This window comes from Geomonas sp. Red32 (genome assembly GCF_023652955.1).
In the GTDB taxonomy this organism is placed as follows: domain Bacteria; phylum Desulfobacterota; class Desulfuromonadia; order Geobacterales; family Geobacteraceae; genus Geomonas.
This window is the reverse complement of the sequence record NZ_JAKLOY010000013.1, coordinates 63,262-85,086: the sequence shown is the minus strand read 5'-3', so window position 1 is coordinate 85,086 and position 21,825 is coordinate 63,262. Positions and strand designations below refer to the sequence as shown.

Sequence of the window (21,825 nt, the reverse complement as noted above, 5' to 3'; positions counted from 1 at the left end):
GAGCTTGCGTTGTTCGACGACTACCCCTTTTCTGCGGGCAGGACCTCACCGTTCGTCAGCGGGGACGGTGCGAGCAGGCGCCGGCCAAAGTCGATATGGAGAGCGCCCGGTACCGGAACGGGCCTGCGTTTTCTCGACGACAGGATCCGCCGGATCTGGCGCTGCAACTGCCGGACAGCTTCCAGGGCCCCCTTCAGTTCGTGCTGCTCGCGCGCGGTCAGGGCCCCGGGGGTGACATAGGCAGGCTCGAGGGCGATCTCTTTCTTCACCTTGATCCCGGCCAGCATATGGTAGGCGGCCTCCACCCTTTCGGCCAGCACGCTGTGCAGGACTTCCATCTCCTTCAGGACCGTCAGGCGGTCCAGGGTAGAGGCGGCATCCAGCCCTTCCTGCAGAGCCAGCAGCCGGACGGCGGAAACGAGCGGATAGATGGCGGAACGGGTGAGGTTGATACTTCCGCGGTGCGGGCCGTTCATCTCGGTAAGCAGCCCTCCCAGCACTCCCAGTGCCACCGGCATGGAGAGCGTCTCTTCACTGAGGGTCTCGTACTCGCGTCCCTCCCGGTACCGTTCGAGAACGGTGGCCGCTTTCAGGACAGCGTCGCGTCCGAGGGTCTCGTCGCCGGCGATCATCCGGAGGTCGGAGAGCTGTTCCAGCCGCCGGGTCGGGAATTCCACATCCCCGTGGAATCCGGCAAAGCGTTCCCACTCTTCGAACGATCCCCGCCAGAGCACGTGCGCGGCGGACCCGAGACCGTCTTTGCTGATGACGCCTAACTGGTCCAGGATGGCCAGCACACGGTAGGAGAAATCCTCGAAATACTTCCGCTCCGCGCCGGACCAGACCAGATAGAAGGCATCCCCCTCCTCCATGGTCTGCTCGCGCCGCCCGAGGCATCCGCTGGCCAACAGGGCATAAGGCGCGGGAGGATGACCATGATCGCTCACCTCCAGCCCCTCCTCGGCGAAGAGGAGCACCCTTTTCAACAGCCCCTCCCGCCACGCGTTGCAGAACCCGTGAAAGGCGGTGACCGATCCGCGCCGGACGTAGTAGGCGGATGCGAGACGGTCGAATTTGTTCAGCAGGGGGGGCAACTGGTCGAGGTACTCGGCGTGCCCCAGGTCGTTGAGGACCCGGCCGAAGGAGGCGGAAGCGGCATGCTCGAAGGAGAGCTCCTCCGTCACCCATTTCTTCAGATCCTGGACGGACGCCAGGGTGTCGTGCGGTGACAGGAGACGGGTTCTCTCAAAGAGTTCTTTTTTGGCGGATGATACGAGCTCGGGATCGGCGAATTGTTTCTCCATCGGGGCATACCTTTGTTCGAGGTCAATTCATAACATTGCAGGTACTGCAGGGCCACCTATAATCGCCCTCACCCGGCCTTCGGCCACCCTCTCCCCTGTTCTCTTCTGGAGCGGGGGCGTAATTGGTGGAGAGAACGCCGCGTTTCGTTCCTCAACGCGACCTACCTAAGCCGCATGTTCGGCCACCTTCTGCGAGGGCATTACCCTGAGGGCATATATATTACAACGCCTGCTTCATCACCTCGCTCAGAACGGCGGTGGCGTAGGAGCCACGGGGGAGGGAGAACTCGAGAATGAGGGAGTCTCCTTCTTCGGTGGTTGCCGTGTCCTTGAGCGGAACGCGCAGGGGACGCCGTTCGCCTTCCATCTTGAGCCCTCCGGAGAGGTTGAAACTCTCGCGGGCGATCCCCTCCCCGGCCAGTATCCGCCGCTCGAGCTCCCCTTGGTCTCCTTCGGCCTCCATCATGGTGCAGCCGTACATCGGCCCGGTGGGGGATATCTCGAAGACGGCGGCGCGCGGGGCCTCGGCGGCGGCATCTTTCACGAGGAAACAGGCGCCGTTTTCATGCTTGAAGGCGATGTCCCCCTCGCTCACCCGGTCGAGGGTCTCAAGCCGCTCTTCCACCACCTGGTCGAAAAGGGATGACTGGTAGGCGGAAAGGTAGAGCCGCTTCAGACGCGGCTGCACGGAGTTGAAGGCCCGCTCGTAGCCGTCGGGGCGCTGGACGAGCCTGGTGAGGATCTCCCGCTCTCCGCGCAGGTAGCCGGGGAACATCTCGAGGCTCCCGGCGAGATCGCCCTCCCGGTAGGCTTCGATCGCCTGACGCCACCGCTCGTCGGTGACGGCTGCCGGATCGCCGATCAGGATGTCGACCGCGGATTTGAAATCGCGCCGCACGACGGCGGCGCCAATCTGGTGGGAGTTTCCCTGCACGCCGTAACGCTGCAACCCGAAGCGGTTGGGAACGCCGCGCTTTTCCAGGAGAGCCAAGGTCTCGAGCGCGTGGGGGAGCGCGCCGGCCTCCACCCCGCGGATGCGGATGCGGAACCGGTTCCCCTTCAGGTGCCCGAGACGGATCTTGTTGCCGTGGAGCTTGGCGGAAAGGATGGTGATGCCGGGGATCTCGAGCGCGAGAACCTTCTCGGGCGCCACCCGGGGAATGGAGATCGTCTGCCTGGTCACCCCCACGGCGTCCTTCATCCCGGCGTATCCCAGGTCGCGCTCCTGAACGCCGAGCGCCTTGGAGATCCTGCGGAGGGCTTCCAAGGTGGCGATGCCGCGCTTCTCGATGAGGGCGTAGCAGTGCTCCCCCTGCCCGGCGGGGAGGTAGGCCGGGATCTCCTCTACCAGGAAATCTTCGGGGGTGGTCTTCATGCTGCCGCCGGTCCCGGGGACGCCGGCCGAAAGGTATCGTGTCAAACTGACTCCATCAAAGTTTTTCTTAATCTGGCGGCGCATAATACCTGCTATGTCCCGATGTTTCAACACTATTCCGCACCCCGCGGGCAGGATGAGGATGCCCATTCCCGGACATGACACTCACCGAAAGAGGACTCCTTGCCGGAAAGTTCTCTCTGAAGCCGAAATTCGTAAAGAAAATCGGCCATCTCGTTGTTATACTTGGCCGCAGAAACCATCATCATTCACTCACAGGAGTCCCCCGATGGGAAGTGCGACAGTGACCCGGATTACGGCCAAAGAGATTGCCGAAAATCGCAGATGGCTTAGAGAGCAGGTCAACCCTTACTTCTTCACGGCGATGCAGGACGAGCCGGAGGCTTTGGCAATACTGGAGCGGGAGCTTTCCTCGCTTAGCCATAACCGCCGGCTGATAATGGCCGACCGGGAGAAGACCTTGATCCTCGCCAGGGTCAACGCGCCCGGTTCGCTCTACGATGCCCTGCGCCACATCCACGACCGCGAGATCTCCTACGCGATGATCACCCACTCCGACGGCCCCATGCCGGGAAGTGACCAGATCCTCGAGATCCAGCGCTTCGAGTTCGACAGAAAGAGCAACAGCGAGATCCAGGGGTGGCGCGAGGTCGAGATCCCTCCCCAGTTCTCCCGCCAGGTCACCCTGGAGATGCGGCGGAGCTACCCGGACTTCGACATGAAGGAGTTCGACCGGCTGATCCGGATCCTCTGGCTTAACAACGAGAACTACGTCAGGATCTCCGCCCCCTTGAGGGTCGCCCAGGTGCTGCACCTGCTCCAGAAGGCGGGGATGAGCGGCGGCCTCTACCTCTTCGTGGAACAGACCTCGATCCCCAACGTCACCCGGGTCCATTTCGCGGTCGCCAACCCGCCCCAGACCGAGTTCCTCCTGCAGCTCATGGAGGTCTTCAACAGGCTGGACCTGGGGGTGAACCGCGCCTACTGCCTCACCATATCCAACGGGCAGCATCCCTATTTCCTCGGCACCTTCATGGTCATGAGGAGATCGGGGGAACTTTTGGAGTACGGTTCCGAGCTCTTCAACCGGCTCCAGCAGGAGCTCTACAACACCCAGATCATCTCCACCAAGCTCTACACCTACCGCGAATTCGTCACCACACGGGTCATGACCGGGGAGGAGGCCGCCCTCGCCAACGCCTTCGTCGCCTTTTGCCACACCAACCTGGCCCACAACCAGCCGGACCGTTTCGGGCTGGAGCAGGTGCAAAGCGCCTTCCACTTCCACCCGGAGATGGCGCTGCAGCTGATCAAGCTCTTCCGGGCCCGCTTCGATCCCGCCATAAAGGACCGCTCCTCGACCTACTTCGCGGTGCTTGAGGAAACGAAGGAGGCGGTGGAGGGATACAACACCGGGCACCGCTACCTCGACGAGGCGCGACGCGCCATCTACCGCTGCTGCCTGACCTTCATCACCAACACGCTGAAGACCAACTTCTTCGTGCTCGAAAAGCAGGCGCTCGCCTTCCGCCTGGACCCGAACTACCTGGCCGAACTGGGGACCGCCTTCACCTCGGACCTTCCGACGGTGCTCCCGTTCCGGGTCACCTTCTTCTTCAGCCGCTACGGTTTCGGCTACCACATCGGGTTCTCCGACATCGCCCGCGGCGGGTGGCGCACGGTCATCTCCCGCACCACCGACGATTTCGCCACCAACGCCAACACGATCTTCCGCGAGAACTTCGTGCTGGCCCACACCCAGCACCTGAAGAACAAGGACATCTACGAAGGGGGATCGAAGCTCGTGCTGATCCTCGACGCGGCCGACCTGCAGCGGAGCGGGGAGCGCAAGATGGAGGACTGGCGCCTGTACAAGCTGCAGCACGGGGTGTTGAACGCCTTCCTCGACATCTTCGTCACCACCGAAGGGATCGCCCGCCATCCGCAGGTGGTCGACTACTACCGGGAGGACGAGCCGATCGAGCTCGGGCCGGACGAGAACATGCACGACAGCATGATCGAGAACATCGCCCGCATCTCGGCAAGCCGCGGCTACATCCTGGGAATCGGGATCATGTCCAGCAAGAAGGTGGGGATCAACCACAAGGAGTACGGCGTGACCTCCACGGGGGTGGTAAAGTTCGCCGAGATCACCATGGCCGAGCTCGGGATCGACATCTACCGCGATCCCTACAGCGTGAAGTTCACCGGCGGCCCCAACGGCGACGTGGCGGGGAACGCCATGAGGATCCTTTTGGATCGCTCTCCCCAGGTGGCGATCCGGCTGATCCTGGACGGCACCGCCGCACTCTTCGACCCGGAGGGCGCCGACCACCAGGAACTTGCCCGCATCGTCCTGAAGGAGGATCTGGACGCCTTCGACCCGGCCAGGCTCCACGAGGGGGGATGCCTCATCTACCGGAGCGGGAGCCGGCGCGAAGGACTGAAGGAGCTCTACCGGAAGGTGACCAGGAGCGGCGGGAAGGTCCGCGAGGAATGGATCTCCACCGACGAGTTCTCGCGCGAGACGGCAAGTCTCCCCTTCGAGGTCCAGGCCGACCTCTTCATTCCGGCGGGGGGGAGGCCGGAGACCATCGACAAGGACAACTGGAGGGAGTTCCTGCGGCCGGACGGGGCCCCGTCATCGAGGGCGATCGTGGAGGGGGCGAACTCCTTCATCACCCCGGAGGCGCGCCTCAACCTCCAGAAGGAAGGGGTCATCATCATGCGGGACGCCTCCGCCAACAAGTGCGGGGTCATCTCGTCCTCCTACGAGATCATCGCCAACCTGCTCCTCACCAAGGAGGAGTTCCTGGCCGAGAAGGAGCGCTACGTAAAGGACGTTCTCGAGATCCTGGAGACCCGGGCGGCCGACGAGGCGAAGCTGATCCTGAAAAGGCGCCGGGAGACCCCGGCCCTGATCTGCACGGAGATCTCCGACTCGTTGAGCGGGGAGATCAACACGCACTACGCGAGCATCTTCCGCTTCTTCCAGCAGCAACCCCACCTCTGCCTGCAGCCGCTCTACCGCCGGGCGATCCTCTCCCACCTGCCGCGGATGCTCAGGGAGGAGGCGAAGTACAGCAAGCGGATCAAAAACCTGCCGCAGAAGTACCTCTTCGCCATCCTGGCGGCCGAGATCGGCTCGTCGCTGGTCTACCGGGGCGACCGCGAGGCCGACTTCGAGGCCACCATCAAGGGGCACGTGCAGAAGTACTTCTGATCCCCGGCCGCGTTCATCCGTTCAATCCGCGTCATCCGCGTTCCATCGCCTTTGACTGTCCTACCGGCTGGCTTGATGAATTTCGACGGCAGTTGAGACAGTTGGACGGAACAGGTGACATAAATAACTCTTGACACTGCCCCCTTAATCCTATAGATGTGATTAAATTTTTTTTGAAATGTTTATATTCTCAGCAAAGGGCAAACCCGGGGCAATCCGGGGACGCAAAGTCACAGATCCTGACAAGGGATGGCTGGGCCGCCGAAAGGGGGCCGTCATGTCACTCTTCCACCCGTACATAGCACATTAAAACGACGCCTGAATTCGCTCCGCGAATCAGGCGTTTTTTGTTTTCGGAAATCCGTCTTTTTCGACGCCGGCACGCAACCTTTACCCCACCGAACCTTCCGGTGGGCATCCGCTGGAGCAGCAGCCAGGGGTACCTCGTGCAGATTCCCGACTGGATACGTCCTTCCCTAGAAGCAGTCCGCCTCCCCTTCATGCCGCAGGTATTGCTGCGCTTTCTGGACATGCTGGAGGACGACCAGGCATCGCTCACGGATCTCGCCACCCTGGCCGGACGCGATCCGGCACTGGCCGCCCGCTTTCTTACCGCCGCAAACTCCCCTGCCCTGCGCCGCGGCCCTGACGTCACCGGCATCGACGACTGCCTGGCGACCCTCGGCACCCGGCTGACCCGTACCATCGCCGAATGCCTGGCGATTGAGAGCGGCTGTGCGCACGGCGGCGAGCAGGAACAGATCGATGTGGAGGGAATCTGGAGGCATTCGCTCCGGGTAGCCGAAATGGCCCGCGCGGTGGCGATCAGGACCAACTACGGCGACAGCGAGAGGGCCTATCTGGCGGGGCTCCTGCACGACATCGGCCAGTTGCTCCTCCTGGGCGGGGTTGGCGAGCGCTACGGATGCTGGCTCCAGAATTTCAACGTGGAATCGAAGCTGCGGGACGTCGAGGAGCTTCTCTTCGGGACCGACCACGCCGCTATCGGCGCCTGGCTGGTAGACCAGTGGCACCTGTCGTCGTTTCTCTCCGACGCCATCCTCTTTCATCACAAGCGTCACGACGAGATAGAGGACGCCGACCAGCTGAGCAAGATCGTCTGGTCATCCCACGTCATTGACAGCTGCGGGGAAGGGTCCGGCCTCTCCGGGGGAGAGGATCTCGCCGCCGTCATTTCCATGCTGGGATTGGAGCCGTCCGAGATCCTGGCCATCCGCAAACAGGCCTGGAATCAGGTCGCCGTTCTCTCGGAGGCCCTCGGCGTTTCCCCATGGGAGGAGGCAGCTCCCCTCCCCTTCCCCGCACCACCGGAAAACCGGCAACCGCCCCCGCAGCACGACCGCGATCGCGACTGTGCCTATTCCGAGGTGGAGATCCGGGTACGGGAAATGGCGATCATGCAGTCATTGCAGCGAAACCTCTCCACCCTCTGCCGGGAGGAAGAAATCCTGGTGGCGGTGCATGAGTCGGCGCGGATCCTGTTCGGCATCGGGCGGATCGCCTTCTTCTTCATCGCGCAGGACGAGGCGGTGGCATCGGCGCCCGACTTCGCGGGACAGCCGGCCCTTCTCCAGCATCTGCAGATCAGGCTCGATACCGGGCGCAGCCTTGCAGCGTCCGCCATGGTCGGCAAGCAGCCACGTTCCACCTTCGACAAGGAGCTTCCGGTCCCGGTCTCGCTGGTCGACGTGCAGGTCGCGCGGGCCCTCCAAAGCGAGGGTGTACTCTTCGTCCCGATGTGCATCCGCGAGCGCCGGGTCGGCGTCATGGCCTGCGGGGTCAACCTTTCGCAGCATGCCCGGCTCCAGAAATTCCTCCCCCGGATGGTCCGTTTCGCCCAGCAGGCAGCGGTCAGCATCGAAGCATGGCGGGAGGTCCGGGCCAAGGAGGAAAGGATCGCGGCAAGCCTTTACAGCGGGTACCAGCAGCACGCCCGCAAGATCGTGCACGAAACCGGCAATCCGCTCGGCATCATCAAGAACTACCTGACCATCGTCAGCCAAAAGCTCCCCGCCGGTAACTCCGCAGGGGAGGAGCTCGAAATCCTCCGGGAGGAAGTGGACCGGGTGGCGCAGATTCTCCAGCGCCTCAACGATCTGAACGAGCCGATGCCGGCAACGGAGCCGGTCGACTTGAACGGGATGATCAACGGCATGCTGGCCTTGTACGGGGAAACCCTCTTCGCCTCGCAGGGGATCGTGGTCGAAAAGGAGCTCTCCCCTTCCCTGCTCCCGATCACCGGCAGCCGCGACAGCATCAAGCAGGTCCTGCTCAACCTCTGGACCAACGCGGCGGACGCGCTCTCGGACGGCGACCGGCTGCTCATTTCGACCTCGGACAACGTCATTCTCAACGGGCGCTTCTATGCCGAGATCTGCCTGAGCGACACGGGACCGGGGCTCCCCCTCGAGGTCATGCAGCGGCTTTTCCAGCCGTTGGACAGCCGCCAGCGTCCCGGCCACTCCGGAATCGGGCTCTCCATCGTCGCCTCCCTGGTGGAGGATCTCGACGGCTTGATCAAGTGCCGCAGCGACGCCGGCAACGGAACCAGTTTCGTCATCTTGTTGCCGCGGGGGATGGAAAGCGCGGCGGCAGCGAGTTAACGATGCAAAGCCCCCTGCAGCGCCGGGGGGGAGCAGGACCTAATATCCCGCCTGCGTGCGGGGATTCCCGGGTAAAACCGGGTGACATTCAGGGGACTAAAAAAATGGCCTATGTGAACGTGAATCTGCCAAAAGAATGGATCGAGCAGCCTCAGCACATCTTGATCGTCGACGATGAGCCGCTCATGCGCTCCAGCCTGCGACAGCTTTTGGAGGGAGCCGGGCGCGTGGTATCGGAATGCGCCAGCGGCGGGGAAGCGATCGGCATCCTGAAATCCGGGGAGATCGACCTCGTCCTGCTCGACATCAATCTCCCGGACATCTCGGGGCTGGAGGTGGTGGAGTGGATCAAGATGGGCAAGATCCCCACCAGCGTGATCATGGTGAGCGCCAACGACTGCATCGATTCCGCCATCCGCGCCATGCGCGGCGGAGCGGTGGAGTTCGTCCGCAAGCCGACCGAGTTGGAGGACATCCCGTACAAGGTCGACAACGCCCTGCACCGGCGGCACCTGGAACGGAGCCACTTCATGATCGCCGCCCGGCTCGAGCAATCCGAGCGCCTGCACCGCTTCCTGGTCGAGAAGGCCCCCGATCTCATCTATACCCTCGATCCCAACGGCTGCTTCACCTTCACCAACGAGCGCTTCCAGTCGCTGCTCGGCTATTCCCGCGACGAGTTGAAAGGGCGCAGTTACACCTCCATCGTCCACGAGGAGGACGCCCACCTCGCCACCTTCGCCTTCGTCGAGCGCCGCCGCGACCACCGCGCCACCACCAACCTGGAAATCCGCCTGAAGTGCAAGGTCGATCCCCAGCGCCACCTCGAGAGGCAGCACGTCGTGGCGATCCTGAGCGCCATCGGCATCTACGAGACCAGGGAGAAAAAGAGGGACCTGCAGTCGATAACCTACGCGGGGACCTACGGGGTGGCGCGCGACATCACCGAACGGAAGATCGCCGAGGAGACCATCAGTTTCCAGGCCCTGCACGACCAGCTCACCCTGCTCCCCAACCGGACCCTCTTCAAGGACCGGCTGGAGCTGGCGATGGCGCAGGCCAGACGGAGCGGCAAGATGGCCGCCGTCATGTTCTTCGATCTCGACCGCTTCAAGCGGGTGAACGATACCCACGGCCACGCCGAAGGGGACGAGCTCCTCAAGAAGGTGGCCCAGCGCCTGCAGCGATGCCTGCGGGCCACCGATACCCTCGCCCGCCAGGGGGGGGACGAGTTCACCCTGCTGCTGCCGGATCTCGTTCATCCGCAGGACGCCGCGGTCATTGCCGAGAAGATCATGGAGGAGCTCAAGGTGCCGTTTCCGGTGGCGGGTCAGGACTTCTGCGCCATGGCCAGTATCGGCATCGCCGTCTTCCCCGGCGACGGGGAGAGCGCGGACCAGCTCCTGAAGCACGCCGACATCGCCATGTACGAGGTGAAGGGGAACGGCAAGAACGGCTACACCTTCTTCACCTCCGACATGAACGCCTGCTACCAGGAGCGGATCGGTCTCGAGAACGAGCTGCGGCAGGCGATCCGGAATTCAGAGTTCGAGCTGCACTATCAACCGCAAATCAGCGTGAGCGGCAGCAGGGTGGTCGGGCTGGAGGCCTTGCTGCGCTGGCGGCACCCCGTTCACGGGCTCCTCAACCCGACGAGCTTCATCGACATGGCGGAAGAAAGCGGCTTCATCAGCGAGATCACCGATTGGGTGCTGGCCGAGGTCTGTAGTCAGCTCGACCGCTGGCGGGGCACCGGGCTGGGGGACATCCGCGTGTCGGTCAACGTTTCGCCCAAGGAATTCAACCAGAACAACGTGGTGGACCGGTTCTCTTCCCACGTGGCAAGGCACAATCTCCCCGCCGATGTCCTTGAGGTCGAGATCACCGAGAACCTGCCGGTGGACGACGTCTCGGGGATCATCGACAAGATGCGCATGCTGCGCGAAAAGGGGATCCGGATCTCGATCGACGATTTCGGGACCCGCTACTCGTCGCTGAACTACCTGCGCCGCTTCCCGATCAACACCATCAAGATCGACCGCTCCTTCGTGCACGACATCAGCGAGGACAAGACATCCTCCCCGATCATCCACGCCATCATCGGCATCGCGCGCGGCTTCGGGCTGAACCTGGTGGCGGAGGGGGTGGAGACGAGCTACCAGATGAGGACCCTGTACCAGTTGGGGTGCGACGAGATGCAGGGGTACTTCTTCAGCAAGCCGCTTCCCGCGGCCGAGATCGAAAAGTTCCTGCGGGAGTCGATCTCCAGGTCGTCCGCAGGGGCAGTGGAGGGGGGACTCCCGTACCAGAACCAGCGGCGCTGCGCGTAGCGAGTTCAAAGGGGGACTTGAAAGAAAAGAAAAAGAGCCCCCGGCTTCATCAGCCGGCGGCTCTTTGCTGTCTGTGTCAGTCGATTTACTTCATCCGGTAATGGACGAAGTAGATCTTCTTTCCTTCCGCGAGGAACTTCCTCATGTATTTAGAGAGATGGTACCCGGGGAAATCGTGGCGGAAGAGGTCGGGAGCGAACTGGTTCTCGAGCCCTTGGATCTCCGGCAGTGCGGCAGCGACGTCCTCGCCATAGTCGTCGAAGTCGGTGGCGAAGTAGAAATTGGCTCCCGGCTGCATGTACTCCATCAGGAATTCCACGAACTGGCGGTTGACGAGCCTCCGCTTCCGGTGGCGCTTCTTGGGCCAGGGATCGGGGCAGTTGATGTAGACCGCGGAGAGGCTCCCCTTCGGGATCCGCTCGGTGACGAAGCTCCTCGCCTCCTCGCGCAGCACGCGCACGTTGCCGAGCTCATGGCGGTCGATGCGGCGGCAGGTCTTGTAGCACCCCTTGTTGTAGAAGTCGATGGCGATGAAGTTGGTGTCCGGCTGGTCGAGTGCGGTCTTCAGGATGAAGTCCCCCACGCCGCAGCCGATCTCGAGCGCCACGGGATTATCGTTACCGAACAGCGAGGCCCAATCGGGAGGATCGGGGAGGTTTTCCGGTCTCAGGTAATTGTGTGAGTCAATGTGAATGAACGATTGCATGGTGCCCCTCTGCTAATTTTGTGACCCGCGACCATAACACAGGAACCGATAAAAAGCAAAAGCTTGGGAAGGGCGGCTTGTGACTGTGTCACGCTTTCCGTTGCCATTTCCCGGTCACTGTGCTAATTAATTATCCTGTTGAAATAAGGTAAAAAAGGACAACTATCACTGATGAAATTCAAAGAGTTGCAGATCCCGTCCGAGGTCTTAAGGGCCATCGATGAAGCGGGATTCGTCGATTGCACCCCCATCCAGGAAAAAGCGCTTCCCCTCGCCCTCTCCGGCAAGGACGTCGCCGGCCAGGCCCAGACCGGCACCGGCAAGACCGCCACCTTCCTGATCTCCCTCTTCACCAAGCTCCTGAGCCAGCAAAAGCCCGGCGACGAGCGGCATCCCCGCGCGCTGATCCTCGCCCCCACCCGCGAACTGGTGGTCCAGATCGAGAAGGACGCCCAGCTCCTCGGTAAGTACACCGGCTTCAACATGCAGGCCATCTACGGCGGCGTCGATTACATGAAGCAGCGCGACGCGCTGAAGGCGGGAGCCGACATCGTGATCGGCACCCCGGGCCGCCTGATCGACTACCTGAAGCAGAAGGTCTATTCGCTCAAGGAGGTCGAGGCGCTGGTCATCGACGAGGCGGACCGCATGTTCGACATGGGGTTCATCTCCGACCTCCGCTTCATCCTGAGGAGGCTCCCGGCCTACGACAAGCGCCAGAACATGCTCTTCTCCGCGACCCTCAACGCCCGCGTCATGGAGCTCGCCTACGAGTTCATGAACGTCCCGGTCAAGGTCTCGGTCACCCCCGAGCAGATGACCGCCGAACGGGTCGAGCAGGTTCTCTATCACGCCTCCCGCAAGGAGAAGTTCCCGCTGCTCCTCGGTCTTCTGCGGAAGATGGGGATGGAGCGGACCATGATCTTCGTGAACACCAAGCGCGAGTGCGAGTTCCTCATGGACCGCCTTAACGCCAACGGCTTCCCGGCCAAGGTGATCTCCGGCGACGTGGAGCAGAGAAAGCGGATGAAGATCCTGGCCGATTTCAAGGCGGGAGAGCTTCCCATCATGATCGCCACCGACGTCGCCTCCCGCGGCATCCACATCGAAGGGGTCTCCCACGTCATCAACTACGACCTCCCCCAAGACTGCGAGGACTACGTCCACCGCATCGGCCGCACCGCGCGCGCCGGGGCCGAGGGGATGGCCATCTCGCTGGCCGACGAGGACGGCGCCTTCTACATCGAGCCGATCCAGGAGTACATCAAGCAGAAGATTCCGGTCGAGTGGGCCGAGGACGACATGTTCGTCCACGACTACGTGAGGAGCAAGCCGCGCCCGCCGCGCCCCGAGGACAAGGCCAAGGGGAAAGGGGGCCGTGGAGGCCGTGACGACCGCAGCCGGGACCGGGACAAGGGGCGCCGCGGCGACAAGCCGAAGAAGGATGCCACCGTCAAAGCCGAGACTCCAGCAGGTGTAGGCGGAGGCGGCAACACGGCAGCACCCGCCGAAGGTGCCAGTGAAGCGGGGGGCGAGAGCGCCGAGAAGAAGAAGCGCCGCAGGCCCCGCAAGAAAAAGCAGCCCTCCGGAGAAGGCGGCGCGGAAGCGTCCGGCTCCGGCACCCCTGACAGCAACGACTGATGGGGAAGGGACGGCCGGCCAAGAAATACTCCCAGGCGGCGAGGCTGCATGACGTGATCCGGCTCATCGAGGCCCGTCACGGCATATCCGCAGCCGAGCTCGCCGAGGAGACCGGCGTCAACCGGCGCACCATCCAGCGGGACCTGATCGCCATCGAGGAGGCCGGGTACCCGATCGTCTCCGAATGGCAGGACGGGGTAAAATTCTACCGGTTCCTGACCGGCTTCAAGAACGTCCCTCCCATCAGCTTCTCTCTGCAGGAGCTGATGACCCTCTCTCTCCTGAGATCCCAGCTCGACCTTTTGAGCGGCACCCCCTTCATGGAGGACATGCAGAGCATCTTCGGGAAGGTCAACTCGGTTCTTCCCCCGCGCCTTGCCGCCCACATGGAGCGGATCGCCCAGGTCGCCCATCCGCTTCTGCAGGGAAAGCGCGACTACAGCAAGTCCGCCGAGCAATTAAAGCTGATCCGCCACGCGCTCCTGTACCAGCAGAGCGTCACCCTCTCCTACCGATCCCCCGGACGCGACGAACCCGCGAGCTACCACGTCGATCCCTACACGCTGCTCTTCCAGAAGGGAGGGATCTACCTCCACGGTTTCGCCCGGGAGCGCCAGGCGCTGCGGACCTTCGCGCTGGAGCGGATCGTCTCGGTTGCTGCCGGGACCGAGCGCTTCGACATCCCCGAGGGATTCCATCCCACCCACGCTCTGGAGGAGGCCTTCGGGCTGGTGGCGGAGCCGCCCATGGAGGTGGCGATCCGCTTCTCCGCGGGGATCGCCCACGCCATCGCGGATCGGACCTGGCACGCATCGCAGCGGATCGAGCGGGGGGAGGACGGCACGCTCCTTTTGAGGTTCCGGGCGGGGGGAAAGATGGAGATCCTCGCCTGGCTCCTCTCGTACGGCCCCCATGCGGAGCTCTTGGCTCCGGCGGAACTCCGGGAGGAGTTGGCCAGGATAGCGGCGGAGACGGCCAGGATGTACGTCGAGGCAGAAAGCCACCCCTCCCTCCCCCCTGCTCCTCTCCCCTAAAACGCCGAGGGGATAAGGATTGCCCCCCGTTTGACAAGGTGCGGGGCACCGTATATAGAGAATCTATCCAGGAGGAACGCCCATGCCCACCGAGGCTGCCAATACCAAACTTGCCCAGATCATCCTCGAGCGGATCCGCTCCCACGGGGAGATCCCTTTTTCGTCCTTCATGGAAGCCGCCCTCTACGAACCGGGGCTTGGCTACTACACCTCGCCCGGCCGAAAGGTCGGCGCGGAGGGGGACTTCTACACCAGCATGAACGTCCACAGCTCCTTCGGGCGGCTGGTCGCCAGGGAGATCGTCCGCTTCTGGGAGATCCTCGGCACCCCCACCGGTTTCACCGTCGCCGAGGCGGGCGCGGGGGGAGGCCAGCTGGCCCAGGACATCCTGGACGCCGTCCGGGAGTTCAACAGCACCCTCTACGGCACCATTATCTACCGGCTGATCGAGAAGGAGCCGACCCTGAAGGAGGTCCAGGCCAACCGGCTGCGCGAGCACGCCGGGCACCTCGCGTGGAGCACCCCCGAGGAGCTGGCCGACGGAGAGGTCACCTTTACCGGCTGCATCATCTCCAACGAGCTCTTCGACGCCATGCCGGTCCACGTCGTGGAGATGACCGATGACGGGATCAAGGAAGTCTACGTGGGGGCCGATCACAACGGTTTCCGCGAGCGGCTCGGCCATCCCTCCACGCCGGATATCAAGGGCTACCTCGACCGCTTCGAGGTGCAGCTCATGCTCGGGCAGCGCGGCGAGATCAACCTCTGCGCCCCCGGCTGGCTCGCCTCCGCCGCCGAATCGCTGGACCGGGGCTTCGTCCTCACCATCGACTACGGCTACGTCACCGAGGAGCTCTATACCCCCCAGAGAAAAGACGGGACCCTGCTCTGCTACCACCGGCACACCACCGGCGACGATCCGTACCTCCTGGTGGGGGAACAGGATATCACCACCCACATCAACTTCACCCAGCTGATCGAGACCGGGAAGGACTTCGGGCTGGAGACCGTATGGTTCGGGGAGCAGTACCGCTTCCTGCTCGGCGTAGGGCTCATGGAGGAACTGATCCGCCTGGAAGCCGAGGCCGAGACCGAGCAGGAGAAGCTTCAGCACCGCCTCGCCCTCAAGAAACTGATGCTCCCGGAAGGGGGAATGGGCGACACCTTCAAGGTCCTCATCCAGTCCAAGGGGGTCAATAATCCGCAACTGCTCTGCATGAGGAAATGGGGGCTGAGTTGATCAAGGCGATCGTCTTCGACCTCGATGGGACGCTGTACCAGAATGAGCAGATGGGAGGCCAGGTCAACCTGAGCGCCTGCCGCTACATCGCCGAACTGAAGGGGGTGAGCGTGGAGCAGGCCGACCTCATGCTGGAGGAAGCGAGAGACAGCCTGGCCGGTCTCGCCGCCACCCTGAGCCAGGCGGTCATCTCGCTCGGCGGCAACATGCACGATCTCCACGAACGGATGGCCCGGGAAGTCCGGCCGGAAGGGCTGCTCGCCGTGGACGAGCGGGTCGTCGGCCTCTTAAAGGACCTCGCCAGCCGCTTCGGCATCCACATCTACACGAACAACAACCGCTCGCTCTCCGCCCGCATCATGAAGCTCATCGGGGTGGCCGATTTCTTCTGCAAGGTCTTCACCATCGAGGACTTCTGGCGCCCGAAGCCCGACGAGGAGACGCTGATCTTCCTCCTCGACGCCATCGGGGCCAAGGCGGAGGAAACCCTCTTTGTGGGCGACCGCTACCAGGTCGACCTGGCCCTTCCCGCCACGCTGGGTGCGAAAGTCTTCGAGTCGTGCACCATCGAGCAGTTGCTCGGACTGAGAGAGTTCCTGGCTCAAGAGCCCACCGCCTAGCAACGACAGCCCTAAGGCAGCCTCTCCCCCCTTTGAAAATGGGGGGCCGGAGGGGATTTCTCTCACACTCGGCCAGCTGTCCCACCTCCTCAAAGTCCCCCTTTCTCAAAGGGGGACTTTACTTTCTTCCTTTTTTTCTCTTCTCCTCTCATGTAACGCCATCGATTCGATATCATTACTCATAGGGCCTACCACGACTGACAAAACCGATCCACGGGAGCTTGGCTATGACTTTACGGACTGAGAAAGATACCATGGGGACCGTCGAGGTCCCTGCCGAGGCGCTCTACGGAGCCCAGACCCAGCGGGCGATCGGCAATTTCCCCATCTCGGGATTGAAACCCCACCCTGCCCTGGTCCGCGCCACCGTCAGAATCAAGAGGTGCGCAGCGCTGGCCAACCGCGGGACCGGCCGGCTCGATCCGGAAGTGGCCGATGCCATCGTGCAGGCGGCCGGCCAGGCTCTCCGGGGCGAATTCGCGGACCAGTTCGTGGTCGACCCCTTCCAGGCCGGCGCCGGTACCTCCCACAACATGAACGTGAACGAGGTGCTGGCCAACCGCGCCAACCAGCTGATGGGGGGAAAGCTCGGGGAATATGCCCGGGTCAATCCCAACGACCATGTGAACATGGCCCAGTCCACCAACGACGTCTTCCCCACCGCCATGCGGCTCGCCGCCCTGGAGCTCTCCGGTGAGCTCGCCGCCGAACTGGACCGGCTCTCGGCCGCCCTGGCCGCCAAGGGGGAGGAGTTCGACGGCATCCTGAAGTCCGGGCGGACCCATCTCCAGGACGCGGTCCCGATCCGGCTCGGGCAGGAGTTCACCGCCTACGCCGCTGCCATCGCCAAGAACCGCGAGGGGATCGAGGCCGCGCTCCCCGGTCTCAGGGAACTCGGGATCGGGGGAACCGCGGTCGGGACCGGCCTCAATGCGGAGGAGGAGTTCATCGACCGGATCGTGGAGGAGCTCTCCCGCGAGACGGGTGAAAAGCTCACCCGCAGTCCGAACCTGGTCGAGCGGATGCAGAACATGGAACCGTTCGTCACCTTGAGTGGCGCGCTCAAGGGGACGGCGGTCAACCTGATCAGGATCGCCAACGATCTGCGGCTCCTCTCCTCGGGGCCGAGGACGGGGCTCGCCGAGATCAACCTTCCCGCCATGCAGCCAGGCTCTTCCATCATGCCGGGGAAGGTGAACCCGGTGATGGCCGAGGTGACCAACATGGTCTCCTTCCATGTCCTGGGCGCGGATCTCACGGTGACCATGGCGGCCCAGGCGGGGCAGCTCGAGCTGAACGTCATGATGCCGGTGATCGCCTTCAACCTCCTCTTTTCGCTGGAGATCCTCAAGAACTGCCTGCACCAATTCACCACCCTCTGCGTGGCGGGGATCACCGCCAACGAGGAGCGCTGCCGCACCTATCTCGATCAGTCGGTGGGGCTCGCCACCGTGCTCGCGCCGAGCATCGGGTACGCGGCGGCGGCCGAGGTGGCCAAGGAGTCGGCCAAGAGCGGAAAGAGCATCCGGCAGGTGATACTCGAGCGGGGAATCCTGACGGAGGCGGAGCTGGACGTGGTGCTGGCTCCCTATCCCCTCACCACGCCGGGGGTGCACGAGAAAGGATAGTGCTTCCCTCCCCCCTGCCCCCTCCCTCAAGGGGAGGGGAGGCGGATGGTCAGCGAGGATGGCGTGGGATGCGGACTGAAGGGTTAAACCTTTTGCATTTATCATGCTATTCCTATAGACTCATAGCTGGCTGAACCCAATCAATCCCTGGAGGACGACATGGTAGAAGAAGTAAAATCCGTTCTGGAAAATATCCGCCCCGCGCTGCAGGCTGACGGCGGCGATGTCGAACTGGTCGAAGTCGGTGAAGACGGGGTGGTAAAAGTCCGCCTGGTCGGCGCTTGCGGCCACTGCCCGATGTCCACGATGACCCTCAAGATGGGCATCGAAAGGACCCTTAAGGATAAAGTGCCGGGCGTGAAGGAAGTCATCTCCGTCTAACCCGGATCCCAGCATAGCAACGCGCAGTAACGGAAGCGCGGAAGTAATCGCCATCCAACGACGTTATTTCCGCGCTTCGTAGCATGTAGACCCCTCGCTCACGCACCGCTCCGAGACGACGCCATGGATACCATCCGCCGCAAGAGAAAACCTTTCCGGTTCCAGACCTCGAGGTTCTTCAATTTGTTCAGGAGGAACAGCGAGGCCGTGTCGTTCGTCGGCCAGAGCGCGACTCTGTACCGGGACGGATCCGAGTTTTTCCCGGCCCTTTTGCAGGCGATCGGGGAGGCAAGCCACGGCATCTGCCTCGAGTTCTACACCATCTGCGCCGACCACACCGGCAACCAGCTCGCCGACGCCCTCATCGCGGCCGCCAAGCGCGGGGTGCATGTCTACCTGCTGTACGACTACATCGGCTGTTTCGATACCCCCGCCTCCTTCTTCAGGAAGCTCGTCAAAGGCGGGGTACACTGCACCGCGTTCAATCCCCCTCCTTTCCGGCGTGCTTGGTTCGACAAGCGTGACCATCGAAAGATCGTGGTGATCGACGGCTGGTGCGCCTTCACCGGCGGCATCAACGTGGCCGACGTCTACTCGGGTTGCGGCAAGAAGATCACCAAGTGGCGCGACGCCGGGGTCAAGATCGAGGGCGAAGCGGTAGCGGGAGAGCTTTTGCGGATCTTCCAGGAAACGTGGCACCGGGAGCGAGGCTCCTGGGCACACCTGCGGGACCCGGACACGCCGGGCGAGGTCCGGGGCGACGCCAAGGTCATGATCATCAACGGCGGTCCCCACCAGAAACGCTCGGTGATCAGGAGCGCCTTCCGGGTCGCCATCGCCGGGGCCTCGGAGAGCGTGATCATCGCGAGCCCGTACTTCATCCCCGGCCCCCGCATCATCCGCTCCTTGCTAAGGGCGGTCGGCCGCGGCGTGCGGGTCAGGCTGCTCCTCCCGTACCAGAGCGACGTACCGCTGGTCAGGCTGGTGAGCCGGACCTGCTATGCCCAGCTCTTGAAGAGCGGGATCGAGATCTACGAGCTTAACAGTGCCGTCCTGCACGCCAAGGTGCTGCTGGTGGACGACAACCTGGCCATGGTCGGCTCGGCCAACATCGACCAGCGGAGCTTCCACCGCAACTACGAGCTCAACGTGGTGGTGGACAGCCTGGACTTCGGCCAGCAGGTGGCCGACATGCTGGAGACCGACATGGGCATGGCCCGGCGCATCGTGCTCAAGGAACACGAGCGCCGCGGCTGGCCGATCAGGATCCTCGAGAGGGTGTTCAGCCCGATCAGCTGGTTCCTGTAGCGATTCATTTCTTACTACGTAGAAAGGTTGAAGGCTGACTTGATGATAAACAAAGACACCCTCAAGCGGCTGGAGTTCGACAAGATACTCGAATCCGTGGCCGCTTTCTCCCACTGCGAAGCGTCGAGAGCCGACGCACTCGCCATCGCCCCTCTCAGCTCCCCGGAAAAGACCGAACTCCGCCTGGGACTGGTCGACGAGATCAGGAAGCTCAACCGCCTCGGGATCTCCCTCAAGCTCTCCCCCTTCGAGGACATCACGCGCCAGTTGCGCAGCGTGCGCCCGCGCGGCGCCGTTTTCTCCCCCCTCGACCTGCAGCTCTTCATCCCCACCCTCAGGGTCATGGCGGCGGTCTCCACCCAGCTCGGCTACCGCAACGACATTCCGCTTCTCCAGGAAAAGGCGGGGGTGATCACCGGCTTCCCGGACATCCTCAACCCTCTGGAACATACGGTGAACGAGGTGGGAGAGATCCTGGACACCGCGTCGCGCCTTCTGGCCGACATCAGGGGGCAGAAGAAGGGGCTCACCGCCCGCATCAAGAGACGGCTTGAGGAGATCGTCCGCGAGCGCCACACCGCGATCTTCCTGCAGGACGATTTCATCACGCAGCGGTCGGGACGGTGGGTGATCCCGGTCCGGATGGACTCCAAGGGAATGGTGCCGGGGGTCGTGCACGACGTTTCCAACTCCGGCGAGACCGCGTTCATGGAGCCTTTGGAGATCATCGGGCTCGCCAACGAGCTCGAGAACCTGGTGGCCGACGAGCGCGCCGAAGAGATCAGGATCATCCGCCAGCTCTGCGACTGGATCCGCGAGGACGCCGACCTGATGCTGGAGCAGTTCCAGGCCCTGGTCATGGTGGATGTCCTGAACTGCATCGCCCTCTTCTCCGACAAGCTCAGGTGCGAGCCCCCGATCCTCGCGAAGGGGAACGGCATCTCGCTCAAGGCGGCCCGTCACCCGATCCTGACCCTCATGGGGAAGGAGGTCGTCCCGCTCGACCTGGAGTTCAGCGACGACAACCGGGTCATGGTGGTCACCGGACCCAACACCGGCGGCAAGACCATCGCCATCAAGAACGCGGGGCTTTTGACCGTGATGGCCCTCTCCGGGATGCCGATCCCCGCCGCGCCGGGCTCCCGCATTCCGCTGGTCTCCAGCATCCTGGTGGACATCGGCGACGAGCAGTCTATCGAGGAGAGCCTTTCCACCTTCTCGGCCCACATCTCCAAGATCGCCTCGATTCTTACCGGCGCCGATAAGGACACCCTGGTGCTCCTCGACGAGCTGGGGACCGGAACCGAGCCGGGACAGGGGGCCGCCATCGCCTGCGCCGTTTTGAAGGAGCTGCACGGCAAGGGGGCGCTGGTGATCGCCACCACCCACCTGACCGAGATCATCGGTTTCGTGCAGCGCGAGCAAGGGATGCTGAACGCGGCGATGGCGTTCGACCGCCTGAAGCTGGCCCCGCTCTACCGCCTCACTTTGGGCGAGCCGGGAGAGTCCCACGCGCTCGACATCGCCGCCCGCTACGGGCTCCCCGCCCACGTGGTCCATTTCGCCAAGAGCATGATCGGCACCATGGAGGCCGACTTCCACGCCCTTTTACGCGACCTCAAGGATAAGAGCCGGCAGCTCGAAGAGAAGCTGGACGATCTCGCCCTGCGGGAGGAAAAGCTCGTCCGCAACGAGCAGAACCTGGCCGGCCGGGTGCGCGAGGCCAACGAGCTGGTCAAGGGGGCCAAGGAGAAGGGGTACCAGGAGGCCCAGCAGATCATCCGCAAGGCGCGCCGCGAAGTGCTGGAGATCATGGAGGAGGCCCGCAAGGAGAAAGCCCGGGAAGCGAAGGCCAAGCTGGATCAGGCCGAGGCCGAGGTGGAGCGGGTGCTGGCCGAGATGAGTCCGGACCAGGAGATCCCGGTCGACAAGGTCGAGGTGGGGCAGACCGTCTTCGTGAAACCGATCAACTCCGACGCCAAGGTCCTTTCCATCGATGGCCGCGACGGCAAGGTCCGGGTGCGGGCCGGGAGCATGGAGATCGAGGTCCCGCTCTCTGCCCTGGCGAAGCCGAAGGGAAAAGAGACCAAGGTGCGGGCCAAGCGGGCCCAGAAGGAAGCCGAGCGGGAAGAGCCGGCCTCCAGCATCAACCTCCTCGGGATGCGGGTCGAAGAAGCGATCGACCAGTTGGAGCCGTTTTTGAACCATGCGGCCCTTGACCGGATCGGCGAGCTGCGGATCGTGCACGGCAAGGGAACCGGGGCGCTGATGCGCGGGGTGCGGAGCTATCTCGCCAGCCACCCGCTGGTCGCCTCCTACCGGACCGGCGAACGATTCGAAGGCGGAGACGGCGTTACCGTGGTAACATTGCGATGAATAAATGACTAAAC

Annotated in this window: 14 protein-coding genes and 1 riboswitch; of the genes, 11 read left to right on the top strand and 3 right to left on the bottom strand. The window is 63.2% G+C overall.

Features of this window, described 5'->3' with window-relative positions; genetic code table 11:
* Positions 1-20: 20 nt before the first annotated feature.
* Complete coding sequence (locus tag L4X63_RS23045) at positions 21-1,304, bottom strand: putative nucleotidyltransferase substrate binding domain-containing protein (protein WP_250681020.1); 1,284 nt, start codon at positions 1,302-1,304, stop codon at positions 21-23.
* A gap of 220 nt (positions 1,305-1,524) precedes the next feature.
* Entirely contained in the window at positions 1,525-2,724 is a 1,200-nt protein-coding gene (gene truD / locus L4X63_RS23040) for a tRNA pseudouridine(13) synthase TruD (RefSeq protein WP_502799943.1), read from the bottom strand.
* A 244-nt stretch (positions 2,725-2,968) separates the two neighbouring features.
* Between truD and L4X63_RS23035 the strand changes: the two genes are divergently transcribed.
* The 3 genes from L4X63_RS23035 to L4X63_RS23025 all read left to right on the top strand — a co-directional run bounded on the left by L4X63_RS23035 (position 2,969) and on the right by L4X63_RS23025 (position 10,877).
* Positions 2,969-5,923, top strand: coding sequence for an NAD-glutamate dehydrogenase domain-containing protein (locus L4X63_RS23035; protein WP_250681018.1), 2,955 nt, complete (start codon positions 2,969-2,971; stop codon positions 5,921-5,923).
* A 189-nt stretch (positions 5,924-6,112) separates the two neighbouring features.
* Positions 6,113-6,189: riboswitch (cyclic di-GMP riboswitch) on the top strand.
* 234 nt (positions 6,190-6,423) lie between these two features.
* Entirely contained in the window at positions 6,424-8,547 is a 2,124-nt protein-coding gene (locus L4X63_RS23030; RefSeq protein ID WP_250681017.1) for an HDOD domain-containing protein, read from the top strand.
* 119 nt (positions 8,548-8,666) lie between these two features.
* Positions 8,667-10,877: an EAL domain-containing protein gene (locus tag L4X63_RS23025; RefSeq protein ID WP_250681016.1), complete on the top strand. Its 2,211-nt coding sequence runs from the start codon at positions 8,667-8,669 to the stop codon at positions 10,875-10,877.
* 85 nt (positions 10,878-10,962) lie between these two features.
* Here the strand turns inward: L4X63_RS23025 and trmB are convergent, their stop codons facing one another.
* Positions 10,963-11,583 (bottom strand): tRNA (guanosine(46)-N7)-methyltransferase TrmB, encoded by a 621-nt coding sequence (gene trmB, locus L4X63_RS23020; protein WP_250681015.1) that lies wholly within the window; start codon positions 11,581-11,583, stop codon positions 10,963-10,965.
* 171 nt (positions 11,584-11,754) lie between these two features.
* On the opposite strand from trmB, the gene L4X63_RS23015 reads away from it, so the two are divergent.
* The 8 genes from L4X63_RS23015 (at position 11,755) to L4X63_RS22980 (ending at position 21,811) form a co-directional block, all read left to right on the top strand.
* Positions 11,755-13,224 carry a DEAD/DEAH box helicase gene (locus L4X63_RS23015; protein WP_250681014.1) on the top strand — a complete coding sequence of 490 codons (1,470 nt, stop codon included), beginning with the start codon at positions 11,755-11,757 and terminating at the stop codon, positions 13,222-13,224.
* Positions 13,224-14,258 (top strand): helix-turn-helix transcriptional regulator, encoded by a 1,035-nt coding sequence (locus L4X63_RS23010; protein WP_250681013.1) that lies wholly within the window; start codon positions 13,224-13,226, stop codon positions 14,256-14,258. Before L4X63_RS23015 ends, L4X63_RS23010 begins: the two co-directional genes overlap by 1 nt.
* Before the next feature lie 82 nt (positions 14,259-14,340).
* Complete coding sequence (locus L4X63_RS23005) at positions 14,341-15,498, top strand: class I SAM-dependent methyltransferase (protein ID WP_250681012.1); 1,158 nt, start codon at positions 14,341-14,343, stop codon at positions 15,496-15,498.
* Positions 15,483-16,118, top strand: a complete 636-nt coding sequence (locus tag L4X63_RS23000; protein ID WP_250681011.1) for an HAD family hydrolase — start codon at positions 15,483-15,485, stop codon at positions 16,116-16,118. Before L4X63_RS23005 ends, L4X63_RS23000 begins: the two co-directional genes overlap by 16 nt.
* Before the next feature lie 227 nt (positions 16,119-16,345).
* Complete coding sequence (locus tag L4X63_RS22995; RefSeq protein WP_250681010.1) at positions 16,346-17,746, top strand: aspartate ammonia-lyase; 1,401 nt, start codon at positions 16,346-16,348, stop codon at positions 17,744-17,746.
* 159 nt (positions 17,747-17,905) lie between these two features.
* Positions 17,906-18,127, top strand: a complete 222-nt coding sequence (locus tag L4X63_RS22990) for a NifU family protein (RefSeq protein ID WP_250681009.1) — start codon at positions 17,906-17,908, stop codon at positions 18,125-18,127.
* Positions 18,128-18,250: 123 nt separating this feature from the next.
* Positions 18,251-19,435, top strand: coding sequence for a phospholipase D-like domain-containing protein (locus L4X63_RS22985; protein WP_250681008.1), 1,185 nt, complete (start codon positions 18,251-18,253; stop codon positions 19,433-19,435).
* A 42-nt stretch (positions 19,436-19,477) separates the two neighbouring features.
* On the top strand, positions 19,478-21,811 hold the full coding sequence (locus L4X63_RS22980; RefSeq protein WP_250681007.1) for an endonuclease MutS2: 2,334 nt from the start codon (positions 19,478-19,480) through the stop codon (positions 21,809-21,811).
* Positions 21,812-21,825 lie beyond the last annotated feature (14 nt).

Bases quoted from the DNA above. Each gene is read 5' to 3' on its own strand.
- trmB (WP_250681015.1), bottom strand. From the start codon at position 11,583: ATGCAATCGTTCATTCACATTGACTCACACAATTACCTGAGACCGGAA.
- L4X63_RS22980 (WP_250681007.1), top strand. From the start codon at position 19,478: ATGATAAACAAAGACACCCTCAAGCGGCTGGAGTTCGACAAGATACTC.
- L4X63_RS22995 (WP_250681010.1), top strand. From the start codon at position 16,346: ATGACTTTACGGACTGAGAAAGATACCATGGGGACCGTCGAGGTCCCT.
- L4X63_RS23030 (WP_250681017.1), top strand. From the start codon at position 6,424: ATGCCGCAGGTATTGCTGCGCTTTCTGGACATGCTGGAGGACGACCAG.
- L4X63_RS22985 (WP_250681008.1), top strand. From the start codon at position 18,251: ATGGATACCATCCGCCGCAAGAGAAAACCTTTCCGGTTCCAGACCTCG.
- L4X63_RS22990 (WP_250681009.1), top strand. From the start codon at position 17,906: ATGGTAGAAGAAGTAAAATCCGTTCTGGAAAATATCCGCCCCGCGCTG.
- L4X63_RS23035 (WP_250681018.1), top strand. From the start codon at position 2,969: ATGGGAAGTGCGACAGTGACCCGGATTACGGCCAAAGAGATTGCCGAA.
- L4X63_RS23000 (WP_250681011.1), top strand. From the start codon at position 15,483: ATGGGGGCTGAGTTGATCAAGGCGATCGTCTTCGACCTCGATGGGACG.
- L4X63_RS23010 (WP_250681013.1), top strand. From the start codon at position 13,224: ATGGGGAAGGGACGGCCGGCCAAGAAATACTCCCAGGCGGCGAGGCTG.
- L4X63_RS23015 (WP_250681014.1), top strand. From the start codon at position 11,755: ATGAAATTCAAAGAGTTGCAGATCCCGTCCGAGGTCTTAAGGGCCATC.
- L4X63_RS23005 (WP_250681012.1), top strand. From the start codon at position 14,341: ATGCCCACCGAGGCTGCCAATACCAAACTTGCCCAGATCATCCTCGAG.
- L4X63_RS23045 (WP_250681020.1), bottom strand. From the start codon at position 1,304: ATGGAGAAACAATTCGCCGATCCCGAGCTCGTATCATCCGCCAAAAAA.